The sequence below is a fragment of the Actinoallomurus sp. NPDC052274 genome, from assembly GCF_040679475.1.
Lineage (GTDB): Bacteria > Actinomycetota > Actinomycetes > Streptosporangiales > Streptosporangiaceae > Actinoallomurus > Actinoallomurus liliacearum.
Map to the genome: position 1 here is coordinate 81,796 of NZ_JBFAUT010000017.1, position 26,404 is coordinate 108,199.

At 70.9% G+C, this 26,404-nt stretch carries 25 protein-coding genes and 1 tRNA gene; 6 read left to right on the forward strand and 20 right to left on the reverse strand.

Annotation, left to right across the window (positions count from 1 at the left end; all coding sequences use genetic code 11):
• Positions 1-50: 50 nt before the first annotated feature.
• The 9 genes from cysN to AB0K82_RS17010 form a co-directional block, all read right to left on the reverse strand.
• Positions 51-1,313, reverse strand: coding sequence for a sulfate adenylyltransferase subunit CysN (gene cysN, locus AB0K82_RS16970; protein ID WP_364397831.1), 1,263 nt, complete (start codon positions 1,311-1,313; stop codon positions 51-53).
• Positions 1,314-2,243, reverse strand: coding sequence for a sulfate adenylyltransferase subunit CysD (cysD, locus tag AB0K82_RS16975; protein ID WP_364397833.1), 930 nt, complete (start codon positions 2,241-2,243; stop codon positions 1,314-1,316).
• Between the two features lie 22 nt (positions 2,244-2,265).
• Entirely contained in the window at positions 2,266-3,036 is a 771-nt protein-coding gene (locus AB0K82_RS16980) for a 3'(2'),5'-bisphosphate nucleotidase CysQ (protein ID WP_364397834.1), read from the reverse strand.
• Positions 3,037-3,053: 17 nt separating this feature from the next.
• Positions 3,054-4,532 carry a sugar transferase gene (locus AB0K82_RS16985; RefSeq protein WP_364397835.1) on the reverse strand — a complete coding sequence of 493 codons (1,479 nt, stop codon included), beginning with the start codon at positions 4,530-4,532 and terminating at the stop codon, positions 3,054-3,056.
• Positions 4,533-4,801: 269 nt separating this feature from the next.
• Positions 4,802-5,389, reverse strand: coding sequence for an aminoacyl-tRNA hydrolase (gene pth, locus AB0K82_RS16990; protein WP_345354600.1), 588 nt, complete (start codon positions 5,387-5,389; stop codon positions 4,802-4,804).
• 114 nt (positions 5,390-5,503) lie between these two features.
• On the reverse strand, positions 5,504-6,145 hold the full coding sequence (locus AB0K82_RS16995; RefSeq protein ID WP_364397837.1) for a 50S ribosomal protein L25/general stress protein Ctc: 642 nt from the start codon (positions 6,143-6,145) through the stop codon (positions 5,504-5,506).
• A gap of 181 nt (positions 6,146-6,326) precedes the next feature.
• Positions 6,327-7,307: a ribose-phosphate diphosphokinase gene (locus AB0K82_RS17000; RefSeq protein WP_364397839.1), complete on the reverse strand. Its 981-nt coding sequence runs from the start codon at positions 7,305-7,307 to the stop codon at positions 6,327-6,329.
• Positions 7,308-7,320: 13 nt separating this feature from the next.
• Positions 7,321-8,769, reverse strand: a complete 1,449-nt coding sequence (gene glmU, locus AB0K82_RS17005; RefSeq protein ID WP_364397841.1) for a bifunctional UDP-N-acetylglucosamine diphosphorylase/glucosamine-1-phosphate N-acetyltransferase GlmU — start codon at positions 8,767-8,769, stop codon at positions 7,321-7,323.
• A gap of 305 nt (positions 8,770-9,074) precedes the next feature.
• Positions 9,075-9,146 (reverse strand) — tRNA-Gln (locus AB0K82_RS17010).
• A 349-nt stretch (positions 9,147-9,495) separates the two neighbouring features.
• On the opposite strand from AB0K82_RS17010, the gene AB0K82_RS17015 reads away from it, so the two are divergent.
• The 3 genes from AB0K82_RS17015 (at position 9,496) to AB0K82_RS17025 (ending at position 11,728) form a co-directional block, all read left to right on the forward strand.
• On the forward strand, positions 9,496-10,437 hold the full coding sequence (locus AB0K82_RS17015) for an acyl-CoA desaturase (protein WP_364397843.1): 942 nt from the start codon (positions 9,496-9,498) through the stop codon (positions 10,435-10,437).
• A 105-nt stretch (positions 10,438-10,542) separates the two neighbouring features.
• On the forward strand, positions 10,543-11,286 hold the full coding sequence (locus AB0K82_RS17020) for a TetR/AcrR family transcriptional regulator (RefSeq protein ID WP_364397919.1): 744 nt from the start codon (positions 10,543-10,545) through the stop codon (positions 11,284-11,286).
• Between the two features lie 133 nt (positions 11,287-11,419).
• The gene (locus AB0K82_RS17025; protein ID WP_364397845.1) at positions 11,420-11,728 is read left to right on the forward strand and encodes a hypothetical protein; all 309 of its coding nucleotides are present in this window, start codon (positions 11,420-11,422) and stop codon (positions 11,726-11,728) included.
• A gap of 74 nt (positions 11,729-11,802) precedes the next feature.
• On the opposite strand, the gene AB0K82_RS17030 is transcribed toward AB0K82_RS17025, so the two are convergent.
• A complete protein-coding gene (locus AB0K82_RS17030) occupies positions 11,803-12,177 on the reverse strand; it encodes a VOC family protein (RefSeq protein ID WP_364397846.1) in 375 nt (124 codons plus the stop codon).
• A 119-nt stretch (positions 12,178-12,296) separates the two neighbouring features.
• Here AB0K82_RS17030 and AB0K82_RS17035 point away from each other — a divergent pair, with 119 nt between their 5' ends.
• Positions 12,297-12,797, forward strand: a complete 501-nt coding sequence (locus tag AB0K82_RS17035; protein WP_345354618.1) for a MarR family winged helix-turn-helix transcriptional regulator — start codon at positions 12,297-12,299, stop codon at positions 12,795-12,797.
• A 58-nt stretch (positions 12,798-12,855) separates the two neighbouring features.
• Here the strand turns inward: AB0K82_RS17035 and AB0K82_RS17040 are convergent, their stop codons facing one another.
• The 4 genes from AB0K82_RS17040 to AB0K82_RS17055 all read right to left on the reverse strand — a co-directional run bounded on the left by AB0K82_RS17040 (position 12,856) and on the right by AB0K82_RS17055 (position 17,504).
• Positions 12,856-13,386, reverse strand: coding sequence for a DUF488 domain-containing protein (locus AB0K82_RS17040; RefSeq protein ID WP_364397848.1), 531 nt, complete (start codon positions 13,384-13,386; stop codon positions 12,856-12,858).
• Positions 13,386-14,501 (reverse strand): amidase, encoded by a 1,116-nt coding sequence (locus AB0K82_RS17045; protein ID WP_364397850.1) that lies wholly within the window; start codon positions 14,499-14,501, stop codon positions 13,386-13,388. Before AB0K82_RS17045 ends, AB0K82_RS17040 begins: the two co-directional genes overlap by 1 nt.
• 92 nt (positions 14,502-14,593) lie before the next feature.
• Positions 14,594-15,706 carry an amidase gene (locus AB0K82_RS17050; protein WP_364397852.1) on the reverse strand — a complete coding sequence of 371 codons (1,113 nt, stop codon included), beginning with the start codon at positions 15,704-15,706 and terminating at the stop codon, positions 14,594-14,596.
• Between the two features lie 64 nt (positions 15,707-15,770).
• Positions 15,771-17,504: an ABC-F family ATP-binding cassette domain-containing protein gene (locus AB0K82_RS17055; RefSeq protein WP_364397854.1), complete on the reverse strand. Its 1,734-nt coding sequence runs from the start codon at positions 17,502-17,504 to the stop codon at positions 15,771-15,773.
• A gap of 95 nt (positions 17,505-17,599) precedes the next feature.
• Here AB0K82_RS17055 and AB0K82_RS17060 point away from each other — a divergent pair, with 95 nt between their 5' ends.
• A complete protein-coding gene (locus tag AB0K82_RS17060) occupies positions 17,600-17,809 on the forward strand; it encodes a hypothetical protein (RefSeq protein ID WP_364397856.1) in 210 nt (69 codons plus the stop codon).
• Between the two features lie 189 nt (positions 17,810-17,998).
• Here AB0K82_RS17060 and AB0K82_RS17065 read toward each other — a convergent pair whose 3' ends face one another.
• From AB0K82_RS17065 to AB0K82_RS17085, 5 genes are all read right to left on the reverse strand, one after another.
• Positions 17,999-18,886 (reverse strand): 4-(cytidine 5'-diphospho)-2-C-methyl-D-erythritol kinase, encoded by an 888-nt coding sequence (locus AB0K82_RS17065; RefSeq protein WP_364397920.1) that lies wholly within the window; start codon positions 18,884-18,886, stop codon positions 17,999-18,001.
• A gap of 11 nt (positions 18,887-18,897) precedes the next feature.
• A complete protein-coding gene (rsmA, locus tag AB0K82_RS17070; protein WP_364397857.1) occupies positions 18,898-19,761 on the reverse strand; it encodes a 16S rRNA (adenine(1518)-N(6)/adenine(1519)-N(6))-dimethyltransferase RsmA in 864 nt (287 codons plus the stop codon).
• A gap of 107 nt (positions 19,762-19,868) precedes the next feature.
• Positions 19,869-20,708, reverse strand: coding sequence for a TatD family hydrolase (locus AB0K82_RS17075; RefSeq protein ID WP_364397858.1), 840 nt, complete (start codon positions 20,706-20,708; stop codon positions 19,869-19,871).
• Between the two features lie 43 nt (positions 20,709-20,751).
• Positions 20,752-22,542: a methionine--tRNA ligase gene (gene metG / locus AB0K82_RS17080; protein ID WP_364397859.1), complete on the reverse strand. Its 1,791-nt coding sequence runs from the start codon at positions 22,540-22,542 to the stop codon at positions 20,752-20,754.
• Between the two features lie 235 nt (positions 22,543-22,777).
• Positions 22,778-24,142 carry a glycosyltransferase family 2 protein gene (locus AB0K82_RS17085; protein WP_364397860.1) on the reverse strand — a complete coding sequence of 455 codons (1,365 nt, stop codon included), beginning with the start codon at positions 24,140-24,142 and terminating at the stop codon, positions 22,778-22,780.
• Positions 24,143-24,356: 214 nt separating this feature from the next.
• On the opposite strand from AB0K82_RS17085, the gene AB0K82_RS17090 reads away from it, so the two are divergent.
• On the forward strand, positions 24,357-25,943 hold the full coding sequence (locus AB0K82_RS17090) for a hypothetical protein (RefSeq protein ID WP_364397861.1): 1,587 nt from the start codon (positions 24,357-24,359) through the stop codon (positions 25,941-25,943).
• A gap of 58 nt (positions 25,944-26,001) precedes the next feature.
• Here AB0K82_RS17090 and AB0K82_RS17095 read toward each other — a convergent pair whose 3' ends face one another.
• Entirely contained in the window at positions 26,002-26,301 is a 300-nt protein-coding gene (locus AB0K82_RS17095; RefSeq protein WP_364397863.1) for a hypothetical protein, read from the reverse strand.
• Positions 26,302-26,404 lie beyond the last annotated feature (103 nt).

The window sequence follows — 26,404 nt, forward strand, 5'->3', positions numbered from 1 at the left end:
ACGGGCCCGGCTCCCACCGGGAAGCCGGGCCCGTACGGTCAGGACGTGTCCTAGCGGTTCTCCATGATCATGCCGGCGCCGACGGTCGCGTTGGTGGCCTCGTCGATGAGGATGAACCCACCGGTGCCGCGGTTACGGGAGTAGTCGTCGGCGAACAGCGGCTGGGTGACGCGCAGCCGTACCCGCCCGATCTCGTTGAGCTCCAGGCGCTCGGCGTCCTCGTGCCGGTGCAGCGTGTTGATGTCGAGCCGGTACTGCAGCTCCTTGATCATCGCCCTGGCGGTGCGGGTGGTGTGCTTGATGACCAGCTTGCCGCGCGGCACGAGCGGGCGTTCGTCGGACATCCAGCAGACCATCGCGTCGACGTCCTGGGTGACCTGCGGCCGGTTGTGCGGCCGGCAGATCATGTCGCCCCGGGAGATGTCGATGTCGTCCTCGAGCAGGAGCGTGACCGACATCGGCGGGAACGCCTCGTCCACCGCGCCGTCGGCGGTGTCGATCCGCTTGATCCGCGTCGTCAGCCCGGACGGCAGGTGCATGACCTCGTCGCCGGGCTTGAGCACACCGCCCGCGACCTGGCCGGCGTAGCCCCGGTAGTCGTGCAGCTCCGGGTCGGTCGACTTGTGCGGCCGGATGACGTACTGCACCGGGAACCGCACGTCGATGAGGTTCCGGTCGGAGGCGATGTGGACGTTCTCCAGGTGGTGCAGCAGCGACGGGCCGTCGTACCAGGGCATGTTGGCCGACCGCTCGACGACGTTGTCGCCGTGCAGCGCCGAGATCGGGATGAACGTCAGGTCGCCGACCGACAGCTTCGCCGCGAAGGACGTGAACTCGTCCTTGATCCGCTCGAACGTCGCCTCGTCGTAGTCGACGAGGTCCATCTTGTTGACCGCGAGCACGAGGTGCGGCACCCGCAGCAGCGTCGCCAGGAACGCGTGGCGGCGTGACTGCTCCAGGATGCCCTTCCGGGCGTCGATCAGGACGATCGCCAGGTCGGCGGTCGAGGCGCCGGTCACCATGTTCCGGGTGTACTGAATGTGCCCGGGGGTGTCGGCGATGATGAACTTGCGCCGGGGCGTGGCGAAGTAGCGGTAGGCGACGTCGATGGTGATGCCCTGCTCCCGCTCGGCGCGCAGGCCGTCGGTCAGCAGGGCGAGGTTGGTGTAGTCCTCACCCCGGTCGCGGCTGGTGCGTTCGACGGCCTCGAGCTGGTCCTCGAAGATCGACTTGGAGTCGAACAGCAGACGCCCGATGAGGGTGGACTTGCCGTCGTCGACCGAGCCCGCGGTGGCGAGCCGCAGAATGTCCATTTAGAAGTAACCCTCCCGCTTGCGGTCCTCCATGGCGGCCTCGCTGGTGCGGTCGTCGGCGCGGGTCTGACCGCGCTCGGTGACCCGCGTGGCGGCGATCTCGGCGATGACCTCGTCCAGGCCGGTCGCGGTCGACTCGACGGCGCCGGTGCAGCTCATGTCGCCGACCGTGCGATAGCGGACCATCGCCTCGAAGGCCGGCTCGTCGTCACCCCGATTGGAGTACGGGCTGTCGGCGAGCAGCATGCCGTCGCGCTCGAAGACCGTGCGGGTGTGGGCGAAGTAGATGGAGGGGATCTCCAGGCCCTCCAGCCGGAGGTAGTCCCAGATGTCGAGCTCGGTCCAGTTCGACAGCGGGAAGACCCGGACGTGCTCGCCCTGGCGGATCCGGGTGTTGTAGAGGCTCCACAGCTCGGGCCGCTGGTTCTTCGGGTCCCACTGGCCGAAGTCGTCGCGGAAGGAGACGACGCGCTCCTTGGCGCGGGCCTTCTCCTCGTCGCGCCGGGCCCCGCCGAACGCGGCGTCGAACCGGTGCTCCTCGATGGCGTCCAGCAGGGTGGTGGTCTGCAGGCGGTTCCGGCTGGCCCGCCGGCCGGTCTCCTCGACCACGCGGCCCTTGTCGATGGACTCCTGGACGGACGCGACGACGAGGCGGACGCCGAGTTCGGCGACCCGGCGGTCGCGGTACTCGATGACCTCCGGGAAGTTGTGGCCGGTGTCGACGTGCATGACCGGAAACGGGATCGGTGCCGGCCAGAAGGCCTTCTCGGCGAGGCGCAGCATGACGATGCTGTCCTTGCCACCGGAGAAGAGCAGGACGGGCCGTTCGAACTCGGCCGCGACCTCCCGGATGATGTGGATCGATTCGGACTCCAGGACGCCGAGCTGGGACGTCCGGTAGTCACGGGTGTCAGCGGTGCTGCGCTGCATGTGGTGCCGCTCCCGGGTTCGCTTACGAGACCGCCCGGATGCCGGCGAGCAGCGTTGGCGCCAAATCCGGGTGGCAAACCAGGATATCCGGCAGCAGGGTGTTCTCATTGTTGTAGGTCAGGGGTGACCCGTCGATGCGGGAGGCGTGGGCGCCCGCCGCGAGGGCGACCGCGACCGGCGCCGCGGAGTCCCATTCGTACTGACCGCCCGCGTGCACGTAGGCGTCGACGTCGCCGAGGAGCACCGCGGCGACCTTCGCGCCCGCCGAGCCGATCGGCATGACCCGCACGTCCGGCTCGACCTCGTCGACGAGCCGGTCGAGGAACGCGGGCGGGCGGCTGCGGCTGGCCGTCATCCGGATCTGCGCGGGGTCGCGCAGCGGAGGCAGCGACGGCGGTTCGGCCGTGGAGAGCGTGCGGCCCTGGGCGGGCAGCGCGACGGCCCCGGCGGTGAGCCGCCCGGTGCCGTCGGAGTCCCGCTCCCAGAGCGCGACGTGCACGGCCCAGTCGGACCGCCCCTCCTCGCCGTACTCGTACGTGCCGTCCAGCGGGTCGACGATCCAGACGCGGTCGGCGTCGACGCGGGCGAGGTCGTCCTTGCCCTCCTCGCTGAGGACGGCGTCACCGGGACGCTGCCGGGCGAGCGCCTCGGTCAGGCACAGGTGCGCCTCCCGGTCGCCGGTGTCCCGCAGTCTTCGTACGTCGGCGAAGCCGGACTCCGCGCGCAGGCGCAGGAGCAGCGCTCCCGCCTCGGTGGCCAGATCCCTGGCGAGGGCGTGGTCGTCGTGGATCACGTACTTCTCTCTACACGTCAGTAGGCACCAGAACCATGCAGGACGGCGGCCCAGGTCCTCCAGAGGATCTGCAGGTCGAGGGTCAAGGACCAGTTCTCGACGTAACGCAGATCCAGGCGCACGGATTCCTCCCAGGTCAGGTCCGCCCGTCCGCTCACCTGCCACAGACCGGTCATGCCCGGTCGTACGACGAGGCGGCGGCGCACGTCATCACCGTACTGTGCGACCTCGTCGGGCAGCGGCGGGCGGGGGCCGACCAGCGACATGTCGCCCCACAGCACGTTGAACAGCTGGGGCAGCTCGTCGAGGGAGTAGCGCCGCAGCCAGGCCCCCATCCGGGTGATCCGCGGATCGTTCTTGATCTTGAACAGGACGCCGTCGTGCTCGTTGAGCTGCAGGAGTTCGGCCTTGCGCCGCTCGGCGTCGACGACCATCGTCCGGAACTTCAGCACGGTGAACTCGCGGCCGTCCTGGCCGACCCGGACCTGGCGGAACAGCGCGCGGCCGGGGCTCTCCAGCCGGATGGCGATCACGATGGCGGCCAGAAGCGGCCACAGGACCATCAGCGCCGCGGCCGCGACGGTGCGGTCGAACGCGTTCTTGATGAGCCGGCGGACGCCGCTCAGCTCGGGGTGCTCGACGTGCAGGAGCGGCAGCCCGGCGACCGGGCGGATGGAGGTGCGCGGACCGGCGACCTCCATGAGCGCCGGTGCGACGACGAGGTCGACGTCGTCCTTCTCGAGCTGCCAGGCGAGGCGGCGCAGGGCCACCCCGTCCAGCTCGGGACAGGCGAGCACGGCGACGGTGTCGGCGTGCACCGCCTCGACGGTACCGGCGATCCGGGCGAAGTCACCGGCGACCCGTACGCCCTCGATCTCGCGGACCGCGTCGTCACCCGCGGCGAGCATCGGCGGGAGACAGGCGGCGACGATCTGCATGCCGTGCTGGGGTTCGCGGCGCAACTGCCGTACCAGGTCGGCCACCGCGGCCCGGTGCCCGGCGGCCACGACGCGGCGCATGCACTCGCCGGCCTTGCGCCGCCGGTGCAGCCGCTTGCGGAGCTGGTACCGCGCGACCAGGTCGAGTCCCGTGGTGAGGGGCAGCGCCACGATGACGTAGCCGCGGGCGACGTCGATCTTGGTGGCGTACGCGAGGATCGCCACGGTGGCGGTCAGCGAGAAACCGGCCTGGATGATCCGGCGGAACTCCTCGGACCCGACGCCGATGAGCCGCTGCTCGTACGCGCGTGCCACGCCGAGCACGCCGGTCCACAGGAAGGGCAGGACGAGGCTCAGTCCGATGTAGGGAGTGCTCCACGGGTCGCCGAAGGTCGGGTAGCGGAACCGCGCGACGAAGGCGAACAGCCCCGCGAGCAGGGCGACGAGAAAATCGACACACCAGGCCTGCCGCGCATAACCGGAGGTCCAGGACTGGATCCGCGAACGACTGTCGTGGGCGGCCTGGGCCTCGGGCCACGCTTCTCCGACGACCGCCATTTCACCCCTCGCCGAGGTAACACACACAGGACTCTGCTGAAGCAGGACGCCCAGGGGACATGGAAGGTTCACACGTTCCGCCAAAAATCGCCCGTCGTGTCACACGAGGACCAGTGGGCGTCGAAACAGTGATCTTTCGGGCGACGACCGCCGGGACGGCACCGTGGCTCCTGGGGGTACACCTGGCACGATAGAGACCTAGAACGCACAGAGGGGCGGAAACCACGTAATCGCCGTACGTGTCGAGTTCGCCCGGGGAGAGAGTTCTTCTAAGCAGTGTGAAAGATGTTCTGCGCCCGGTCCAGGCCGTCCGTGAGCAACGACTCCGTCGCATCGGCGGCGCGCTCGGTGTTCAGGTCGAGCTCCTTGCGCTCGGCCGCGGCGAAGTCGCGCAGCACGAACACCGCGGCGTCCATGCGGCCGGGCGGCCGGCCGATCCCGAACCTGACCCGTAGGTAGTCACGCCCGCCGAGCGCCTTGGTGATCGAGCGCAGGCCGTTGTGCCCGTTGTCGCCGCCACCACGCTTCAGGCGCAGCGTGCCGTAGGGGATGTCGAGCTCGTCGTGCACGACGACGACACGCTCGAGCGGCACCTTGTAGAAGTCGCGCAAAGCCTTTACGGGGCCGCCGGACTCGTTCATGTACGACCGGGGCTTGGCGAGCACGACCCGGAGCCCGGCGAGCCGTCCCTCGACGACCTCGGCACGCGCCTTGTGCGCCTTGAACCGGCCGCCCATTCGTGCGGCCAGCACGTCGAGGACCATGAAGCCGGCGTTGTGCCGGTTGCCGGCGTACTCGGGGCCCGGGTTGCCGAGCCCGACGACGAGCCAGGGAGCGTCCGCGCCCACGTCCGGCATCACCGACCACCCTCCGACACATCAGAGCCCGCGCGTGGACCGCCGGGCCTGTCCGACGCCCATTCCGCACGGGCTCGACGCGCCCCCGTCCGGGGGCGCCCACACTGGGCTGTGTTACTCCTCGCCGCCCTGCTCCGCGGTCTCGCCCTCGGCCGCGGGCGCCTCGGCGGCGGGCGCCTCGCCCTCGCCGGTGGTCGCCGCCTCGATCTGCTCGGCGGTCGGCGACGGCAGCACGTGCAGCACCAGGGCCTCCTCGTCGGCGCCCAGCGTCGCACCCGCCGGCAGCTTGAGGTCCTTGGCGAGGACCTGCGTGCCGACCTCCAGGCCCTCGACGTCGACCTCGACCGCCTCGGGAAGGTGGGTCGCCTCGGCCTCGAGGGCCACCTGCACCAGCTGCTGGTCGAGCAGACCGCCCGGCGCCACCTCGCCCGTCACCTGGACCGGAACCTCAACGGTGACCTTCTCGCCGCGCTTCACGACGAGCAGGTCGACGTGCTCGAGGAAGCCCTTGAGCGGGTCGCGCTGGACGTCCTTCGGCAGCGCGAGCTCGGCGCCGTCCCCAAGGCCCTCCACGCGCAGCAGCACGTTGGGCGTCTTGAGGGCGAGCATCAGCTCGTGGCCGGGCAGCGTGATGTGCTTCGGGTCGGTGCCGTGTCCGTACAGAACAGCGGGCACCTTGCCGGCCCTGCGAGCGCGCCGGGCGGGGCCCTTACCGAATTCGGTGCGGGGCTCGGCGGCAATGCGTACCTCGGACACGGCGAAAACTCCTCGCTCAAATGAAGCTTGTCAGTACAAGTCGACGCAAGTAACGTCGAAGATCATCGATGCTCCTCGCGGCCGGACTCAGAGTGGGCGAGCCCATGGAGGCAGCGTCGGACGCACACGGTCTCCCAAGTTTAGCCGATCGGCGTTCCGCTTCGTGCCGAGGGACGAAATCTCAGCTGTGGCCGCCGAAAAGGCTGGTCACCGAGCCGTCGCTGAACACCTCACTGATCGCCCGGGCCAGCAGCGGCGCGATCGACAGCACGGTCAGCTTGTCGAACCGCTTGTTGTCCGGGATCGGCAGCGTGTTGGTGAGCACGACGTCGGAGATCCGGGAGTTCTTCAGCCGGTCGACGGCGGGCCCGGACAGCACGCCGTGCGTCGCGGCCACCACGACCCGGGCGGCGCCCTCCTCGAACAGCGCGTCGGCCGCCTTCACGATCGTGCCACCGGTGTCGATCATGTCGTCGACGACGACACAGGTGCGCCCGGCGACCTCGCCGACGACGTCGAAGACCTTCACCTCGTTCGCGACCTCGGGGTCGCGGCGCTTGTGGATGATGGCCATCGGGCAGCCGCCCAGCTCGTCGCTCCAGCGCTCGGCGACGCGCACGCGGCCGGCGTCCGGGGCGACCACCGTCACCTGCTCGGTGTCGAGCTTGGCGCGGATGTGCCGGGTGAGGATCGGCAGGGCGAACAGGTGGTCCACCGGGCCGTCGAAGAAGCCCTGGATCTGCGCGGTGTGCAGGTCGACCACCATCAGCCGGTGCGCGCCGGCCGTCTTGAACAGGTCGGCCATCAGCCGGGCGGAGATCGGCTCCCGGCCGCGGTGCTTCTTGTCCTGCCGGGCGTACCCGAAGAAGGGCGCGACGACCGTGATCCGCTTGGCCGACGCGCGCTTGAGCGCGTCGACCATGATCAGCTGCTCCATGATCCACTGGTTGATCGGCGCGGTGTGGCTCTGCAGCACGAAGGCGTCCGAGCCGCGCACCGACTCGTTGAACCGCACGAACGTCTCACCGTTCGCGAAGTCGTACGCCGACGTGGGCGTCGGCTCGACGTCGAGGGCCTCGGCCACCTCTTCGGCGAGCTCGGGGTATGCCCGGCCGGAGAAGAGCATCAGCTTCTTCTCGCCCGTCGCCTTGATCCCTGTCACGCGTACAGTCTCCCTACTCGCTGTCCTGGCCGTCCTGCTCGCGGGCGCGCTGGGCCGCCTCCGCGGAGGGGGTGCCGGCGCGCCTGCGCTCGACCCACCCCTCGACATTGCGCTGGCGGGCGCGCGCGACCGCCATCGCGCCCGGCGGCACGTCGTTCGTGATCACCGAACCGGCCGCGGTGTACGCGCCGTCCCCGATCGTGACCGGAGCGACGATCATGTTGTCGCTGCCGACCTTGACGTGGTCGCCGACGACGCTGCGACTCTTGGTCACGCCGTCGTAGTTGACGAAGACGCAGGCGGCGCCGATGTTGGAGCCTTCGCCGATCTCCGCGTCGCCGACGTAGGTCAGGTGGGGCACCTTGGTGCCCTCGCCCACCACGGCGTTCTTCGTCTCGACGTACGTGCCGATCTTGGCCTTGCGGGCGAGCCTGGTGCCCGGCCGCAGGTACGCGAAGGGGCCGACGCTGACCTCCGGGCCGATCTCGGCGGAGACGCACACGGCGTTCACGACGACGGCGTCCTCGCCCACGGAGGTGTCGGTCAGCGTGCAGTTCGGGCCGATCCGGGCGCCCGCGGACACGTGGGTGGCGCCGTGGAGCTGGGTGCCCGGCTCGATGACCACGTCGGGCTCGAGCGTCACCTGCACGTCGACCCACGTGGACAGCGGGTCGACGATCGTCACGCCGGCGCGCATGTGCGCCTCGAGCACGCGGTCGTTGAGCTGGCGCCGCGCCTGGGCGAGCTGGACCCGGTCGTTGACGCCCTGAGTCTCGATCCAGTCGGCCGCCTTGTACGCGCCGGCCCGGTGGCCGTCCTCGCGGAGGATCCCGACGACGTCGGTGAGGTACTCCTCGCCGCTGGCGTTGTCGGTGGTCACCCGGCCGAGCGCGTCCGCCAGGAGCTTGCCGTCGAAGACGTACATGCCGACGTTGATCTCGCGGATGGCGCGCTCGTCCGGCCCCGCGTCCTTGTGCTCGACGATCCCGGCCACCTCGCCGCCGGGGCCGCGCACGATGCGGCCGTAGCCGGTCGGGTCCGGGATCTCGGTGCTCAGGACGGTGACGGCGTTGCCCTCGGTCTCGTGCGTGCGGACCAGCTCGGCCAGTGTCTCGCCGCGCAGCAGCGGGTGGTCGCCGTTGGTGACGACGACGGTGCCGGTGAGCGCACCGACCGCCTCGAGGACGATCCGGACCGCGTGGCCGGTGCCGTTCTGCTGCTCCTGGGTCACGGCGACCGCGTCCGGCGCGATCTGCGCGAGGTGCTCGACGACCTTGTCCCTGCCGTGCCCGACGACCACCACGAGTCGCTCGGGCCGCAGGTCACGGGCTGCGGCGAGGACGTGCCCGACCAGACTGCGCCCACCCAGTTCGTGCAGGACCTTGGGGGTGGTGCGGGACTTCATCCGGGTGCCCTCGCCCGCGGCGAGGACGATGACGGCTGCGGGGCGGCTCATGGTCACGCGACCACCTCACCGGACGGCTCGGTGAGGTGCTGGTGACATGGCATCGCCCGGTGGCTCGCTCCGCTCACTGGAGGAGGCTCCTCGGCGTCGCTGACAGGTTCGAAGCCGGGCGCGGACGTCTGGGAGGACCTCCGGCGAGGGTGCCGGCCTGCGAAGAGGCGGGGTCGCAGGCCCGTAACCCGCCCGACACCCGAAGGATACCGCCCGCGGGCGGACCCCATGCGCCCCGGTCAGGGACGCGGAGCGGCGAAGCCGAGGTCACCGGGCCTCCGGGGACCGCGCAGGCCCGGTGGAGAAGAGGGCTCCGGCGCCTGGATTCGAACCAGAAATAAAGGGACCAAAACCCTCCGTGATGCCGATTTCACCACGCCGGATCGCCGCCACGGCATCGCCTGCCGCACGGCACCCCTAACGATAGCGGTTGCCTCGGCAGGCGGCGCGCTCGTTTCGATCAAGCCGGGAGCACGGCCGCGATCGGCCGCGCGAGCCGAAGCCGGAGCGCGGTCGCGACCGGCCGCCGGAGCCGAGGCCGGGGCGCGGCCCGGATCGGCCGCCGGAGCACGGCTGTCGCTATGAGGCGCTAAGTCGCGACTTGCGAGTTGGCAACCCTCGTGTGACCGACACGACATGTTTGCGGAAATCCTGCCGGGTATCTACCTAACTTACGCCGCCGTAGGTTACGGTTGCGTAGCCGTAAGTTTCCCGATGGGCAGGAGGAACCGCATGACCATAGCCCCGTCCGCGCCACCTCGACCGCAGGCCCTACCTGAGATCGAAGCGAAGCCCAAGGGCGTTTTCGAACGCGTCCTGCTGGCCGTCTTCATCGCGGTACCGCTCCTCGCCGTCGCGGCGGCCGTGCCGTTCGCCTGGGGCTGGGGTCTCGGTTGGAGCGATGTGGCCATCACCGTGGTGATGTACACGGTGACCGGCCTGGGGGTGACCGTCGGCTACCACCGGCACTTCACCCACAAGTCCTTCAAGGCCAAGCGTCCGCTGCGGATCGCGCTGGCCCTCGCGGGCAGCCTCTCGATCGAGATGAGCGTGATCGACTGGGTGGCCACCCACCGCCGCCACCACAAGTACTCCGACAAGGAGGGCGACCCGCACTCGCCGTGGCGGTTCGGCGGCGACTGGAAGGCGCTGTCCAAGGGCCTGGTCTGGGCGCACATGGGCTGGCTGTTCGACGCCCGCCGCACCTCCCCGGCGAAGTTCTGCCCCGACCTGGTGGCCGACAAGGACATCCGCCGCATCAGCCGGGTCTTCCCCGGTCTCGTCGCCGTCTCGATGCTCCTGCCGGCCCTGCTGGGCGGCCTGGTCACGATGTCCTGGTGGGGCGCGGTGACCGCCTTCTTCTGGGGCTCGCTCGTGCGCGTCGCCCTGCTGCACCACGTCACCTGGGCCATCAACTCCATCTGTCACGTGATGGGCGACGAGGTGTTCGACTCGCGGGACAAGGCGAAGAACGTGTGGTGGCTGGCGATCCCGTCGTTCGGCGAGTCCTGGCACAACCTGCACCACGCGGACCCGACGTGCGCCCGGCACGGCGTGCTCAAGGGTCAGATCGACATCAGCGCGCGGCTGATCTGGATGTTCGAGAAGCTCGGCTGGGTCTCCGATGTTCGTTGGCCGAACGAGCAACGTCTCGCCACAAAGCGGATATCGTAAGCGAAACTAACAGTCTCACACGGCGCCGCCTGCGGTCGGGAATCCAGGGCCGCCAGGGAAGAGCGAGCAGTGAGCGTAGCCAACGATTCGGTTGCTACCGCGACAATTGAGAACGTGAGCGAACCCCCACGGTCACGCCGGAAGCGCATGACCGGAAAAGAACGACGGGAACAGTTGCTCGACATCGGCCGGACACTCTTCGCCGAACGCGGATTCGACGGCACCTCCATAGAGGAGATCGCCAGCGTGGCGGGAGTGTCCAAGCCGGTGGTGTACGAGCACTTCGGCGGCAAAGAGGGCCTGTACGCGGTCGTCGTCGACCGCGAGATGGAGCGACTGCTCGATCTGGTCACCAAGGCGCTCGTCGGCGGGCACCCGCGCCAGAAGATCGAACGCGCGGCCCTCGCACTCCTCGAGTACATCGAGGACAGCAGCAAGGGCTTCCGCATCCTGGTCCGCGACTCGCACGCCGCCTCGGCGACGGGCACGTTCGCCAGTCTCCTCAGCGACATCGCCAACCAGGTCGAACACATCCTCGGGGACGAGTTCAAGGAGAAGGGCTACGACCCCAAGGCGGCCCCGCTGTACGCCCAGGCGCTCATCGGAATGGTCGCGATGACCGGCACCTACTGGCTGGACGTGCGCAAGCCCAAGCGCGAGGAGGTCGCCGCCCACCTGGTGAACCTCGCCTGGAACGGCCTGTCCGGGCTGGAGCCGAAGCCCCACCTCACGACGGATTACAAGGCCCGCCAGAAAGAGCTGAAGGCCAAGGCGAAGGAAGCCGCCAAAGAGGCCAAGGAGCAGGCCCGGGCCGCTCGCCGCAACGGCATCGACCCCGCCGCCATCTGACCCTCCGTAGCCGTTCTGTCACACCCGGCCCCTACCGTGTTCGCGACAAGCGACGGTGACGGGCTCTCGCCCGGCGCGGGCCGCCCGCCCTCGCGGGCGACGATCCGCCGTCGGCGGATCCAGGAGGTGGGCAGTGCGATACCGATCCGGCGACTCCGACCACGGCCGCGTCGGCCACCGGCCGCGTGGCGGGGCGGCCGAGGGGGTCGGGACATCCCGACGCGCGGGCCGCACGGCCGACACCTCGGGTGACGCCTGCGCGACGCGGCTCACCGAGAGCCTCGAGGACGCCGTCCTGGCACTCGACGCCCAGCCGACCGGCTTCGAGGACGCGGTCCGCAAGACCGAGCACGTCGAGGAGTTGCGGCGGATCCTCGGCATCCTGCTCGACGTGCTGGCCGACTGGGAGATGCTGGCCGATCGGGAGGCGCGCGGCCCGTGATCGACCTCCGTGTGGGGCCGTCCGCGCGACGCCGCCCACCCGGTCCGCGGGCGGCGCCGCGGGAGCGGATCGGCTCAGGCCGTCTCGTTCGACTGGAGGAACTCCAGGCGGTTCCCGACGGGGTCATCGACGTAGAAGCGACGGTATCCGGGCAGCCGGTCGTCGGGCCGGACCTGGTGACCGGCCGCCCGGAGCCGGTCGACGAGCGCGTCCAGGTCGCTCACGAGGATCCCCGGATGGGCCTTCCCGGCAGGCCGGAAGTCGGCCTCGGCGCCGATGTGGACCTCGACGCCCGGCGCCCGGAACCACACTCCGCCGCGCGCCGCCAGGGCCGGCGGTTTGGGCACCTCGGTGAGGCCCAGGGTGCCGGCGTAGAACTCCCGCATTCGCGGCTCCGTGCCCGGCGGGGCCGCGAGTTGTACGTGGTGCAGTCCGATCAGGAGGCTCATCCTTGTGCTCTCCTCCGCCCGGCGTCCGGGCCGGAGCGCCGGCGCCCATATCTCTTGACGTCAAGGCAGATGCTCCCGGCGTCGATATCTCGATGTCAAGACAGGTAAGGTGATCGATTGTGGAGGACGAGGTAGACCGGCTGGTCGAGGCATGGCACGCGGAGCGTCCGGACCTCGACGTGGAGCCCCTGCACGTCCTCAGCCGGGTCTCCCGCCTCGCCCGGCACCTCGACCGCGCCCGGCGGGCGGTGTTCGCCGCGCACGGGATGGAGTCGTGGGAGTTCGACGTGCTGACCGCGCTGCGGCGCGCGGGCCCGCCGTACGAACTGAGCCCCGGCCGGCTGCTCCACGCCACCCTCGTGACCTCCGGGACGATGACCAACCGGATCGACCGCCTGGAGTCCGCCGGCCTCGTCCGCCGCAGCCCCGACCCCCACGACAAGCGCGGCGTCCTCGTCCGCCTGACCGACGCGGGCCGCACCCGGGTGGACGCCGCGTTCGCCGACCTCGTCGACCGTGAACGCGACCTGCTCGGCGCCCTCAGCCCCGGCGACCGCCGCACGCTCGCGAACCTCCTGCGCTCCCTGCTGATCCCCTTCGACACCGACCCGGCCGCCTGACCGCCGTCGGGCCGTCGCGAGGGCGTGCTCCCCCGGTACGGGGCCACGCCGCCGAAGGTCAGATCAGCGGTTCCTGGCCGCCGTCGTACACGAGGAACCCGTCGTCGCGGACGCGGGCCCCCGGCGCGGGCGTGTGCGGGGTGAGACGCCCGTCGTGCATGAGGTGGACGACCGGCACCTGCCGGACCAGGACGAGGTAGTCGGCGATCAGCCGACGGTGGCAACGCCACCACACGCTCTCGCTGCACATCACGGCCTGCCGGCGCTCCTCCGCCAGCAGCGCGTCAACCGCCGCGCCGAACTCCTCGGTGCGCATGTGGGCGGCGTAGCCGCGGAACATCTCCTCGCGCCAGAAGACGTCGGGCGAGTCGGCGGGCGGCCGCCGGAAGCCGCCGAGACGCTTGTCCCATCGGTAGCCGATCCCACGCTCGGGCAGCCAGCGCTCCAGTTCGTGCCGCGCGACGTGGGGGTTGCGGCGACTGCCGGGCGCCGTACGCACGTCCACCAGCAGCTCGGCACCGGCCGCGCCGAGGAGCTCGGCGATCCGGTCCGCCGACGCGGTGCCGTGCCCGAAGGTGAGAACGGCCATCAGCGCAGGGCGGCCTCGACCACCGCGCCGATGGCCAGCAGCCGCTCCTCGCCTCCGGCCGGCCCGACGAGTTGCAGCGAGGCGGGCAGGCCCGTGCCGGCCCCCGGCACGGGCAGCGCCAGCGCCGGATGGCCGGAGAGGTTGAACGGCAGGGTGAGCTCGGTCAGGTCGACCTCGCGCTCGGCGCCGATCCGGGGCGGCGGCTGGGAGATCGTGGGCAGCGCGAGCACCGGATAGTGCTCGAGGAGCTTGTCGAACAGGTCGCGCGTCGCCACCTGGGTGGCGTACGCCTCGTCGAAGAGCCCGTCGGTGACGAGGGCGCCGCGTTCGATGCGCCGGCGGATGCGGGCGCTCATCCGGTCCGGGTAGGCGAGCAGGCCGCGGTGCTCGCGGTGGCCCTCGCCCCGGATCAGCGTGTTGCCGGCGGACAGGGCCTCCTGCCAGGCGTCGACGGATTCGTCGACGAACGTCAGACCGGCCGCGCGCAGCGCGGCGTCGACGGCGGCGTCCACCGCCGGGTCCACCGCCACGCCCTCCGGACGCAACCGCGCCACGGTGGCTCCGGGCTCGTACGGCTCCGGCGCGAATCCGGGCTCGATCAGCCGCATGCCCAGCGCGACCGCCGCCACGTCACGGCCGAGCGGTCCCACGGTGTCCAGTGACGGCGCGAACCGGAAGACGCCCGCGAGCGGCACCCGGCCGTGGGTGGTCTTCAAGCCGGCGACTCCGCAGCAGGCCGCGGGGATGCGCACCGACCCGCCCGTGTCGGTGCCGAGCGCGACGTCGGCCTCGCCGGTCGCCACGGCCACCGCCGAGCCGCTGGAGGAACCGCCCGGCACCCGTTCCGGATCGACCGGGTTCACCGGGACGCCCGTCCACGGGTTGATGCCGTCGGCGGCCCGGCACAGCTCGGTGAGGTTCGTCTTGCCGACGATCCGAGCGCCCTGCGCGCGGGCCGCGGCGACGCACGGGGCGTCCGCCTCGGCCGGTGCCGCCCGGTCCCCGATGACGGGGCAGGCCGCCGTCGTCGGCACTCCGGCGACGTCGATGGCGTCCTTGACGGCGAGCCGCGGGCCGTCTCCGGGTGCCTCCATCCGCAAGAGCCACGTCGTCACGATCCGCCTCGCCCACTCGCCATCGCCAAGGTCACGGACTCATCTTGCCCGTCCCGCCACGGATCCGACAGCCCCGACCGCTCGCGACCGGCTCAGGACAGCGCGGCCGCCAGGGCGGCGGCGACGCCGCACAGCATCTCCTCGCCCCCCGCCGGCCCGACGAGCTGCACGGCGGTCGGCAGATGGGATCCGGGCAGCGGCACCGGCAGCGCGAACACCGGCAGCCCGGCGAGGTTGAACGGCGCGGTGAGCACGCACAACAGCAGGTCGTCGTCGCCCGCCGGCGGGGGCGGCGCCACCGTCGGCAGGACCGGCAGGGCCAGGACCGGGTGCCGCTTGAACAGGGTGTCCAGCTCGGTGCGAATGGCACGCCGGGTCGCCTCGGCCCAGCCCCGCTTGCCCTTGGCGTCGGCCTTCAGGCCGTTGACCCGCCGGTAGATCCGCTCGCTGAGCCGGCTCGAGTCGGCCAGAAGGTGACCGTTGTGCCGGTAGGCCTCCTCGCCGACGAACACCCCGTTGGCCAGGACGGCGTCGACGAAGTGCGCACAGGTCTCGTCGACGATCCTGAAGGCCCGGCGCAGCGCGGCGTCCACGGCCGCGTCGATCGCCGGCTCCGCCACTCCCGGGATCCGCAACCTGCCGACCGTCATCCCCGGGTCGTACGAAGCGGGGGTGAAGCCCGGCTCGATCAGTCCCATCCCCAGCGTCACCCCGGCGACGTCCCTGGCCATCGGGCCGACCACGTCGACGGAGGGCGCCAGCGGATGAACGCCGTCGAGCGGCACGCGGCCGTACGTCGTCTTCAGCGACGCGATGCCGCAGCAGGCGGCCGGGATCCGCACCGACCCGGCGGTGTCCGTGCCGAGCGCCACGTCCGCCTCCCCGGTGGCGACGGCCACGGCCGATCCGCTGGACGAACCGCCGGGGACCCTGGAGGGGTCCAGCGGGTTCACCGGGGTGCCGAACCAGGGGTTCACGCCGTCCGCGCCGAGGCACAGCTCGGTCAGGTTCGTCTTGCCGACGATGCGGGCGCCCTGGGCGCGTGCGGTCGCGACGACCGCGGCATCGGCCGCCGCCGGCTCGGCGCGGTCGGCGACGGCGGGGCTGCCCGCGCTCGTCGGCGTGCCCTTGACGTCCATCGCGTCCTTGACCGCCAGCCGCGGCCCGTCACCCAAGTCGTCCAACCGCATCATCCATGTCGCCATGGAATGCGATCATGGCCGGATCGAGCGGCGAAGAACACCCCTCATTACTACTTGGTAGGGCGGTCTACGCCTCATCAGCGAGGACGAGCCACTGCTCCTCGATCTCCTCGCGTTCGGCCCGCACCGTTTTCAGCTCCGCGTCAAGCCGCAGCAGCTTCTCGTGGTCGGTGGCGTGCGCGGCCATCAGCTCGTGCAGCTCCGCCTCGCGGTCGCCGAGCTTCTCGATGCGCCGTTCCAGCCGGTCGAGCTCCTTCTTCGCCTGCCAGGAGTTCTTGGCGGGCTTCGGCTCGGCGGCCCGTACGGGCTGGGGTTCCGGCGTCGAGCGACTCCGCCGGTCGAGGTACTCGTCGACTCCTCCGGGCAGCAGCGACAGCCGGCCGTCGCCCAGCAGCGCGACGACATGGTCGCTGACCCGCTCCAGGAAGTACCGGTCGTGGCTGACCAGGACGAGCGACCCGGGCCAGCCGTCCAGCAGGTCCTCCAGCTCGGTCAGTATCTCGATGTCCAGGTCGTTGGTCGGCTCGTCGAGCAGGAGGACGTTCGGCTCGGCCATCAGCAGCCGCAGGAGCTGAAGGCGCCGGCGCTCGCCGCCGGACAGGTCGCCCACCGGAGTCCACTGGGCGTCACCGCGGAAACCGAACCGCTCCAGCATCTGGCTCGCCGAGAACTCCCGCTTGCCGAGACTGATGCGACGCTTGATCTCTTCGACCGACTCTAGGACGCGCCGCGCCGGGTCGAGTTCGCCGAGCTCCTGTGACAGGTGCGCGAGCTGCACCGTCTTGCCGCGCACCACCCGGCCCGCGGCCGGCGCGACCGTCCCCTCCAGCAGCCGCAGCAGCGTGGTCTTCCCGCTGCCGTTGACGCCGACGACGCCCACTCGGTCGCCGGGGCCGAGCTGCCACGTCAGGTGCTGGAAGATCACACGGTCGCCGACGCGCACGGTGGCGTCCTCGACGTCGTACACCGTCTTGCCGAGTCGTGCCGTCGCGAACCGCACCAGCTCCACGGTGTCGCGGGCCGGCGGCTCGTCGGCGATGAGGGCGTTCGCGGCCTCGACCCGGAACTTCGGCTTCGACGTGCGGGCCTGTGGCCCTCGGCGCAGCCAGGCGAGCTCCTTGCGGAGGAGGTTCTGCCGCTTCTCCTCGGCGGAGGCCGCGATGCGGGCCCGCTCCGCCTTGGCGAGGACGTACGCGGAGTACCCGCCCTCGTAGCGGTGCACCCGCCCGTCGGACACCTCCCAGGTGCGGTCGGTGACCGCGTCCAGGAACCACCGGTCGTGGGTGACGACGATGAGCGTCCGGTCCTTCAGGTGCCCGGCCAGCCAGGCGATCGCCTCGATGTCCAGGTGGTTGGTGGGCTCGTCCAGCACCAGCAGGTCGGTCTCGGGGACGAGCAGCCGGGCGAGCGCGACGCGCCGCCGCTCACCACCGGACATGCCCTCGATGGGGCTGTCCAGGGAGACGCCGGGCAGCAGCCCCGCCAGGATCTCGCGCGCCCGGGCGTCCCCCGCCCACTCGTGCTCGGCCCGGTCGCCGAAAACGACCGAGCGGACGGTCGCCCCCTCGGGGAAGGCGTCGCGCTGCGTCAGGAAGCCCAGCCGCAGCCCGCGCGTGTGCGTGACCCGCCCGCTGTCGGGCTCGACGCGCCCGGCGAGCAGCGCGACCAGCGTGCTCTTGCCGCCGCCGTTCCGGCCGACCACGCCGATCCGGTCACCGGCGGACACGCCGAGGGAGACATCGTCGAGCAGGGGAACCGGCCCGTACGCCTTACCGAGGCCTTCAACATTGATCAGATTCACGACGCCACCAAGCCTACTGGCTCCGCGTTCGCGCTCCGGCGCGCTCTCACCGTGAAACCGCGCGATCACAGAGCGATTGCATTCAAAATGCATGCATGAACGTCGCTCTCCAGATCCGTGACGTCCCCGAAGACGTTCGTGACACGCTCGCAGAGATGGCTCGGATGCGGGGACAGTCCCTGCAGGCCTACTTGCTGCAGGTGATCAAGGCAGAGGCCCGCAAGTCACGAAACGCGGCCGTACTCGCCCGCTTCGAAGACCGCGACGACGGATACGCCGCGTCTTTTACGAGTGTCCGCTGGTGACCAAGGACGCCCGCCTCTCCGGCGCGTCCGGAGTGCGATGTGACACTCAGGTCGTCGGCGGCTGACCGACGGTACGACGTCATGCGTCCTGGTCAGCGCCGACGGCGGGGAGAACCCTGGACGATCGCGCTCGCCGGTGGCGTCCGCAGGCGAGCGCGATCGTCCCTTCGCGGGCGCGCCGGAATCGGGTCAGACGAGGGTGACGCCGGGGACGGGTCCGGAGGCGGGGCGTACGGCGGCGAACCGGCCTGAGTCGTTCAGGGCGGCGGCGAGTTCGGCGGCGTGGTCGAGGGAGGCGGCGAGGAAGGCGCAGGTCGGGCCGGATCCGGACACCAGCGAGCCCAAGGCGCCGGCGTCACGGCCGACCGCGAGCGCGTCGCGCAGGGACGGGCGGAGGCTCAGCGCCGCCGGCTGCAGGTCGTTGTGCAGGGCCCGGCCGAGCGCCTCGGCGTCGCCGGTCTTCAGCGCGGCCATCAGGTCGTCCGACACCTCGGGCCACACGCTGTCCTGCTCCCCGGCGGCGCGCAGGCGGTCGCACTCGGCGTACACCGCGGGCGTGGACAGGCCGCCGTCGGCGTACCCGAACACCCAGTGGAACTCCCCCGTGACCTCGACCGGGGTCAGCCGCTCCCCCCGCCCCAGGCCGACGGCGGTGCCGCCGAGCAGGGCGAACGGGACGTCGCTGCCCAGCCGGGCGGCGAGCTCCAGCAGCGTCTCGCGGTCGAGCCGGGCCTCCCACAGCACGTCGCAGGCCAGCAGGGCGGCCGCCGCGTCGGCGCTGCCGCCGGCCATGCCGCCCGCGACCGGAATGTCCTTGCGGATGTGCAGCGCGACGTCCGGGCGCCTGCCGACGTGCTCGGCCAGCAGGGCGGCGGCGCGGGCCGCGAGGTTGTCCGGGCCGGTCGGCACGCCCGCCGGGCCGTCGACCGTGACGCTGAGCGCGTCGGCCGGGACCGCGGTCACCTCGTCGAACAGCGAGACGGCGTGGAAGACGTTGACGAGGTCGTGGTAGCCGTCGTCGCGGACGGGGCCGACGCTCAGCTGGAGGTTCACCTTGGCGGGCACGCGCACGGTCACAGTGGTCACGATCAACCGATCGTAGGCGACGGGGGCCGGTGCTCGGCGATACGGGTGAAGGCGGTGACGTCGAGGGCCTCGCCGCGGGCCGTGGGGTCGACTCCCGCGGCGCGCAGGGCCTCCTCCGCCGCCGCGGCCGAACCGGCCCAGCCGGCCAGCGCCGCGCGGAGGGTCTTGCGGCGCTGGGCGAACGCCGCGTCGATGACGGCGAACACCTCCTCGCGCGGGACCGCGCTCGTCGGTGGTTCGCGGCGGGTGAAGGCGACGAGCCCGGAGTCGACGTTCGGCGCGGGCCAGAACACCGCGCGGCCGACGTTCCCGGCCCGGCGCGCCCGGGCGTACCAGGCCATCTTCACCGACGGCACGCCGTACACCTTGCCGCCGGGGCCCGCGGTCAGCCGGTCGGCGACCTCGGCCTGCACCATGACCAGCCCGTGCCGGAGGGACGGGAACGCCCCGAGCAGGTGCAGGACGACGGGCACCGCGACGTTGTACGGGAGGTTGGCGACGAGCGCGGTCGGCGGCGGGCCCGGCAGCTCGGTGACCCGCAGGGCGTCGGCGGGCACGACGTTCAGGCGGTCGGCGAGGTCGGGAGCGCGCTCGGCGACGGTCTCGGGCAGCCGCTGCGCGAGGGCCGGATCGACCTCGACGGCCACGACGCGACCGGCGATGGGCAGCAACGCGAGGGTCAGCGAGCCCAGCCCGGGACCGACCTCCAGGACGACGTCCTCCGGTCCGACGTCGGCGTCGCGGACGATGCGCCGCACCGTGTTCGCGTCGATGACGAAGTTCTGTCCGAGGGTCTTGGTCGGCCGCAACCCCAGCCCACCGGCCAGCGCGCGGACGTCCGCCGGCCCGAGAAGTCGTTCACCCACACGATTAGTGTCCCGTACGCGGGAGGGGGCGCCGGCCCCCATCCCATGATCACTGACGATCGCCGCCCTCTACGGACGGCGAACACCCGTGATCACGCGTGCTGCGGCTACCAGGGGCCGAAGACGCGTTCGCCGTTGGCGGCGATGGCGGCGCACAGCTCGGCCAGGTCGACGCCCTTGGTCTCGGCCAGCGCGCGGACGGTGAGCGGGACGAGGTACGGGGCGTTCGGCTTGCCCCGGTGCGGCACCGGCGTGAGGTACGGCGCGTCCGTCTCGACGAGGATCAGGTCCAGCGGCGCCACGGCCGCCGCCTCCCGCAGGCCGCCGGCGTTCTTGAACGTGACGTTGCCCGCGAAGCTCATGTGGTAGCCGTGGTCCGCGCAGACCTTGGCCATCTCCCGGTCGCCGGAGAAGCAGTGGAAGACGACCTTGTCCGGCGGGCCCTCCTCCTCCAGGATGCGCAGCACGTCGTCGTGGGCGTCCCGGTCATGGATGACGAGGGCCTTGCCGGTGCGCTTGGCGATGTCGATGTGGGCGCGGAACGACCGCTGCTGGTCCTCGACCGTGGCCCAGTCGCGGTAGTAGTCCAGGCCGGTCTCGCCGACGGCTCGGACGTCGGGCAGCGCGGCGAGCTTGGCGATGTCGGCGAGGACGTCGGCGGTGGCGTCACCCGAGTCATTCGGGTGGATCGCCACCGCGGCGTACACGTCGTCGTACGTCGCGGCGGCGTCGGCGGCGTGCTGCGACGAGGCGAGGTCGTAGCCCACGGTCACGGCCCGCCGGATGCCGACCGAGTGGGCGGCGGCGAGCACCTCCGTGATCGGCACCTCGAGGATGTCCAGGTGACAGTGGCTGTCGAACACCTCGACCGGCAGGGGCTCGGGCAGTGGCGGGAACGCCGCGCCGCGGAACCCGTCCGACGTGTTCATCTCCGCCCTCTCGCTCATATGAGCACCCTGCCCGGTGTCGCGGCCCGGTATGAGCGCGGTGTCAGGACTGCTCCAGCCGGGCCAGTTCCTCGTCCACGACCGAGGAGTCGAGCTTGGCGAACAGCGGCGTGGGCGGGGCCAGCGGCGTGCCGGCCGCGATGGGCCGCGACTCCCAGCGCGCCTCGGTGTCGTACGACCCGGTCAGGACCGGGTAGTCGGGGCCGCCCTCCTCGGCGACCTCGCGGATCTCCGGGGCGCCGCTCCATTCGCCCTGGCCGCCGAGCATCCGGTGGACCTTCTCCGACGAGCCCGGCAGGAACGGGGTCAGCAGCGACTTGGCGTCGTCGACGAGCTGCAGCGCGACGTGCAGGATCGTCCTCATCCGCTCCGGGTCGTCGTTCTTCAGCTTCCACGGCGCCTGCTCGGACAGGTACTTGTTCGCCTCCGCGACGGTGCGCATCGCCTCGTTCGCGGCGTTCTTGAACCGCGAGCGCGCCAGCTCGGCGCCGACCGCGTCGAACGCCTTGCGCGACCGCTCCAGGATGTCCCGGTCGAGGTCGGTCAGCTCGCCGGCCGCCGGGATCTCCCCGATGTTCTTGGCCGCGAAGGAGATCGAGCGGTTCACCAGGTTGCCCCAGGTGGCGACGAGCTCGTCGTTGTTGCGGCGGACGAACTCCGACCAGGTGAAGTCGGTGTCCTGGTTCTCCGGGCCGGCGACGGCGATGTAGTAGCGCAGCGCGTCGACGTCGTACCGCTCGAGGAAGTCACGGACGTAGATGACGACCTGGCGCGAGGAGGAGAACTTCTTGCCCTCCATGGTCAGGAACTCCGAGGAGACCACCTCGGTGGGCAGGCTGAGCTTCCCCAGGGAGCCGGCCGTGCCGCCCTTGTCGCCTTCGCCGTTGTAGCCGAGCAGCATCGCCGGCCAGATCTCGGCGTGGAAGACGATGTTGTCCTTGCCCATGAAGTAGTACGTCTCGGCGTCGGGGTTCTGCCACCAGGCCCGCCAGGCGTCGGGGTCGCCGCTGCGCCTGGCCCACTCGACCGAGGCCGACAGGTAGCCGACGACCGCGTCGAACCAGACGTACAGCCGCTTGTCCGGCCGGTCGATCCAGCCGGGCAGCGGCACGGGCACGCCCCAGTCGAGGTCGCGGCTGATCGGCCGGGGCTGCATGTCGTCGAGGAGGTTGCGGGTGAACTTGTAGACGTTCGGCCGCCAGAGCCCCTCCTTGCCCTGCAGCCACGAGCCGAGGGTCTCGGAGAACGCGGGCAGGTCGAGGAAGAAGTGCTCGGTCTCGACGAACTTCGGCGTCTCGCCGTTGATGCGGCTCCGCGGGTTGATCAGGTCGATCGGATCGAGCTGGTTGCCGCAGTTGTCGCACTGGTCGCCGCGCGCCCCGTCGTACCCGCAGATCGGGCAGGTGCCCTCGATGTAGCGGTCGGGCAGGGTGCGCCCCGTGGACGGGGAGATCGCGCCCATCGTCTTCTTCTCGAAGACGTAGCCGTTGTCGTACAGGCCCTTGAAGATCTCCTGGGCGACGGCGTAGTGGTTGCGCGTCGTCGTCCGGGTGAACAGGTCGTACGACATGCCGAGGCCGTGCAGGTCCTGGGCGATCACCCGGTTGTAGCGGTCGGCCAGCTCGCGGGCCGACACACCCTCCTTGTCGGCCTGCACCTGGATGGGGGTGCCGTGCTCGTCGGTGCCGCTCACCATCAGGACCTTGTTGCCCGCCATCCGCTGGTAGCGGCTGAACATGTCGGCGGGCAGCGCGAAGCCGGAGACGTGCCCGATGTGGCGGGGCCCGTTGGCGTACGGCCAGGCGGGCGCGGTCAGGATGTGACGGCTGGACATGTGCTAAGCCTACGGGTCGCCCGCCGATGACTCATTCCAATGTCGCCTTTCCGGCATGCGGGTCTCGGGCGTGCGGCGCCGGCTCCCGCCCGGCGCCGCACGCCCGCTCGTACGTCAGCCGGGACGCCGAGGCCGTCGGTCCAGCCGGAAGGTCCGCGCGTCCGGCGCCGGTGCCGTCGTGCCGGGCGCATGAAAGAGGCCCCGGCGGATCGCCGGGGCCTCGTGGGGGATCGGGTCAGACGGTCTTGTCGGCGCCCTCGGCGCTCGCACCGGCCTCGGCCGGCACGGCCTCCGCGGACGCCGTCTCGGCGGCGGTGTCCTCGCCGTCGTCGGCCGCCTCCGCGTCGGCGCGCGCGCTCGCGGCGGCCTCGTCGGCCTGGCTCTCGCTGCGCACCTTGTCCGCCGCGGCGTCGACCACGCCGGCGGCCTCGTCCACCGCGTCGGTCACCGGCGGGTGCGAGCGGCGGCGGATCGCGAGGATGCTCACGAACAGCGACGCGAAGATCATCTGGAAGCTCATGATGAGCGCGGTCGCCGACGGCACGACGAGGCGCAGCGAGTGGCGGGGCTCGAGCTGGCCGAAGCTGTGCACCTGCCAGTGGGACAGCGAGGCGACCAGCCCGACGAGACCGGCGAGCGCGAGCAGGCCGCCGACGACGAGGCCGCGCTCCAGGCTCCAGTTGTCGATGATGCGCTGCACCCGTTTGTCATGGGGAAGGAATCCCTCCTCCATGGCGTACACCTTGGTCAGCAACGCGAAGAGCACGGCCTGGAAGCCGATCACCAGCGCCGCCGAGGCCCCGACGAGGGTGTCGACGTCGAACGCGACGTCGCCGACGCGAATCGGCCCGGCGGCGAGGGCGACGCCCGCGATGAGCCCGATCGCCATCATGAGCAGGCCGGGGATCAGGAACAGCCAGCGCGGGCTGTACAGGCACAGGAAGCGCAGGTGGCGCCAGCCGTCGCGCCACGTGCTCAGGTGCGGCGGACGCGACCGGCCGTCGGGCGACAGGGTCGTGGGGACCTCGCGGATGTCGTAGCCCGCGAGGGTGGAGCGGACCACCATCTCGCTGGCGAACTCCATGCCGCCGGTCTGCAGCTCAAGCCGCAGGATGGAGTCCCGCCGGAACCCGCGCAGCCCGCAGTGGAAGTCACCGATCTTGCTGCCGAAGAACAGCCGCCCGACGAAGCTCAGCACCGGGTTGCCGAGGTACTTGTGCAGCGGCGGCATGGCGCCGGGCGCGATGCCTCCCTTGAACCGGTTGCCCATGACGAGGTCGGCGCCGTCCCGCAACTGCTCCAGGAACGGCAGCAGGGCGGTGAAGTCGTAGGAGTCATCGGCGTCGCCCATGACGACATACGTGCCGCGGGCGGCGCGGATGCCGCCCATGAGGGCGTTGCCGTAACCCTTGGCGGCCACGGGGACGACTCGGGCCCCGGCGTCGCGGGCGAGTTGGCGACTGCCGTCGGTGCTGCCGTTGTCGGCGATGATGACCTCGCCGTCGACACCGTGCTCGGCGAAGAAGCCGAGGGCCTTGCGAACACAGGTCTCGACGGTCTCAGCCTCGTTCAAGCACGGCATCACCACGGAGAGTTCCACGTCGTGTCCTCCATCACCCCGCAGCACTGGCTTGGGGGCTTTTCGACTAACCTCGTCGTGTTCCGACAAGTGGCGCGTGTTATCCATGATGCCTGCCGACGAGCGACCGCGTGTTGCAAAGTCGCAACCTTTAACTCCACATGGAGCACAGGGACAACGGCAGGCTGGGGATATCAGGATAGGGGCTGTGCGGTCCAGGAAGGTCGGTCCGGACTTGACGAACGCCGGAGAGCGGGGCGGGTCCACCGTGGTGACCAATACGCGTTCCGACGAGGAACCGCAGGTCACGACGGTTGACGAGAATGTGACGGAAAAGACGCCGGCCGTCAGTGGTTTCGGGCTGCGCGCACTCGTGGGGCGGCACAAGATCTTCACCGTCGTGCTGGCGGGCGGTGCGCTGCTCCGGATGATCGCCACCCTGGGCTACCGGCCCGCGGCCTGGTTCAACGACTCGTTCGACTACCTGCACGTCGCGATGGCGCCGTATCCGCACCCGATCCGGCCCGACGGGTATTCCTTCCTGCTGTGGATCTTGAAGCCCTTCCACAGCTTCATGCTGGTCGCCACGATCCAGCACCTGATGGGCCTGGCCTCCGCGGTGATGATCTACGCCGTGCTGCGCAGGAGGTTCCGGCTGCCGGGGTGGGGGGCGAGCCTGGCGACGTTGCCGGTGCTGTACGACGGCTACCAGATCCAGCTCGAGCACCTGATCCTGTCCGACACGATGTTCGGCTTCCTGCTCGTGTCGATCGTTACACTGCTGCTGTGGCACGGCCGGGACCTCACCTGGAAGACCGGTGCCCTCGCGGGGCTCCTGCTGGGCCTGGCGACGCTGACCCGTACCGTCGGCACGCCGGTCCTGGCCGCCGTGGTCGTGTACTTCCTCGTGCGGCGGATCAAGTGGCGTGTGATCGTCGCCACCGTCGCGGTGTGCGCGCTGCCCCTCGCCGCCTACGCCGGCTGGTTCTGGTCGTATTACGGCAAGCCGGGAATGACCATGAGCAGCGGCGTCTTCCTGTACGCGCGGGTGTCGGCGTTCGCGGACTGTAACAAGATCAAACCGCCGGTGACCGAGTACGCCCTGTGCAAGAACAACAAGACCTCGCACACGCCGCTGGTCTTCTCCCAGGACGCGATCTGGAACCGCAACTCCCCGTTCCACCGCATTCCGGCGCAGCGATTCACCGATTATCAGAACCAGCTCGCCAGCGACTTCGCCAAGCGGGCGATCATCGCCCAGCCTCTCGACTATCTGCGGGTCGTCGGCGACGACTTCCTGTTCACGTTCCGGTGGAGGCGCACGGTCTTCCCGGACCGCGCGACGTACGAGATGTACCAGTTCAGCAAGAAGTCCGCCGCGCTGCCGACCTGGCGGATGAGCAAGGACAAGACGGCCGCGGCCGAGGCCCACACGTACGAGCAGGGCAACGCCCGGACGAAGATCGTCGACCCGTGGGCCACGACCATCCGGACCTACCAGCGGTTCGTGCACCTGCCCGGCACGCTGCTGGGCGGCATCCTCATCGTCGGCCTGGCCGGGCTGATCCCGCTCTGGCGGCGGTGGGGCGGGGCCGCGCTGCTGCCGTGGATCACCGCGACCGGGCTGCTGCTCGTGCCGCCGGCGACGGCGGAGTTCGATTACCGGTACGTCCTGCCGACGGTGCCGCTGGCCTGCATCGCCGCGGCGATCACCTTCTCGGACGAGCCGCGGCGGAAGCTCGCCCGGATGTTCCGGCGGCGCGGCGGCGCGGCGGACGCGGAGAGCACCTCGTCGTCGTCCGGCGACGCCGTGCCGGCGTAGGGCAGGCGCAGGGCGTGCCCCCGGGCCGCGTGCGGCCGGAGACACGCCCGGTGGCCGATCAGTACGCGTGAAGCCTGCGGAGCTTGAAGATCATCTCAAGCTCGGCGTGACGGTGGGGCGGGACGGCCTGGCTCCGCGGCCGTCCCGGCGGGAGGATCTTGACGTCGTACGCCCCGCAGGACGGGCAGTAGAGCTCCGCCCACGGAGAGGTGCAGCGATGGCCGTTGCGGCGGTAGTAGACGACCTCGCCGCCGTGCCCGTCGGCGCAGTGGCCGACCTCGAAATCCTCGTGCCAGTCGAGCAGACAGACGAGGCATTCGTAGGTCCACGTCTCATTCGAGATCATGGATTCGTGCATCAGCGTCACCCCCGGGGGAATCGGCGTACACGCGTGGAATACGCACCGAACTCATCTTTCCCACCAAGAGGCGCTTAGCGCGGGGGCGGCCTCGCAAAAATAA

Excerpts from the sequence above, each read along its gene's own strand:
- AB0K82_RS17050 (WP_364397852.1), bottom strand. The coding sequence starts at position 15,706 with ATGGCGACATGGATGATGCGGTTGGACGACTTGGGTGACGGGCCGCGG.
- AB0K82_RS17095 (WP_364397863.1), bottom strand. The coding sequence starts at position 26,301 with ATGCACGAATCCATGATCTCGAATGAGACGTGGACCTACGAATGCCTC.
- metG (WP_364397859.1), bottom strand. The coding sequence starts at position 22,542 with ATGTCCAGCCGTCACATCCTGACCGCGCCCGCCTGGCCGTACGCCAAC.
- AB0K82_RS17030 (WP_364397846.1), bottom strand. The coding sequence starts at position 12,177 with ATGAGCCTCCTGATCGGACTGCACCACGTACAACTCGCGGCCCCGCCG.
- AB0K82_RS17015 (WP_364397843.1), top strand. The coding sequence starts at position 9,496 with ATGACCATAGCCCCGTCCGCGCCACCTCGACCGCAGGCCCTACCTGAG.
- AB0K82_RS17075 (WP_364397858.1), bottom strand. The coding sequence starts at position 20,708 with ATGAGCGAGAGGGCGGAGATGAACACGTCGGACGGGTTCCGCGGCGCG.
- AB0K82_RS17040 (WP_364397848.1), bottom strand. The coding sequence starts at position 13,386 with ATGGCCGTTCTCACCTTCGGGCACGGCACCGCGTCGGCGGACCGGATC.
- pth (WP_345354600.1), bottom strand. The coding sequence starts at position 5,389 with ATGCCGGACGTGGGCGCGGACGCTCCCTGGCTCGTCGTCGGGCTCGGC.
- AB0K82_RS16985 (WP_364397835.1), bottom strand. The coding sequence starts at position 4,532 with ATGGCGGTCGTCGGAGAAGCGTGGCCCGAGGCCCAGGCCGCCCACGAC.
- AB0K82_RS17060 (WP_364397856.1), top strand. The coding sequence starts at position 17,600 with ATGAACGTCGCTCTCCAGATCCGTGACGTCCCCGAAGACGTTCGTGAC.
- cysD (WP_364397833.1), bottom strand. The coding sequence starts at position 2,243 with ATGCAGCGCAGCACCGCTGACACCCGTGACTACCGGACGTCCCAGCTC.
- cysN (WP_364397831.1), bottom strand. The coding sequence starts at position 1,313 with ATGGACATTCTGCGGCTCGCCACCGCGGGCTCGGTCGACGACGGCAAG.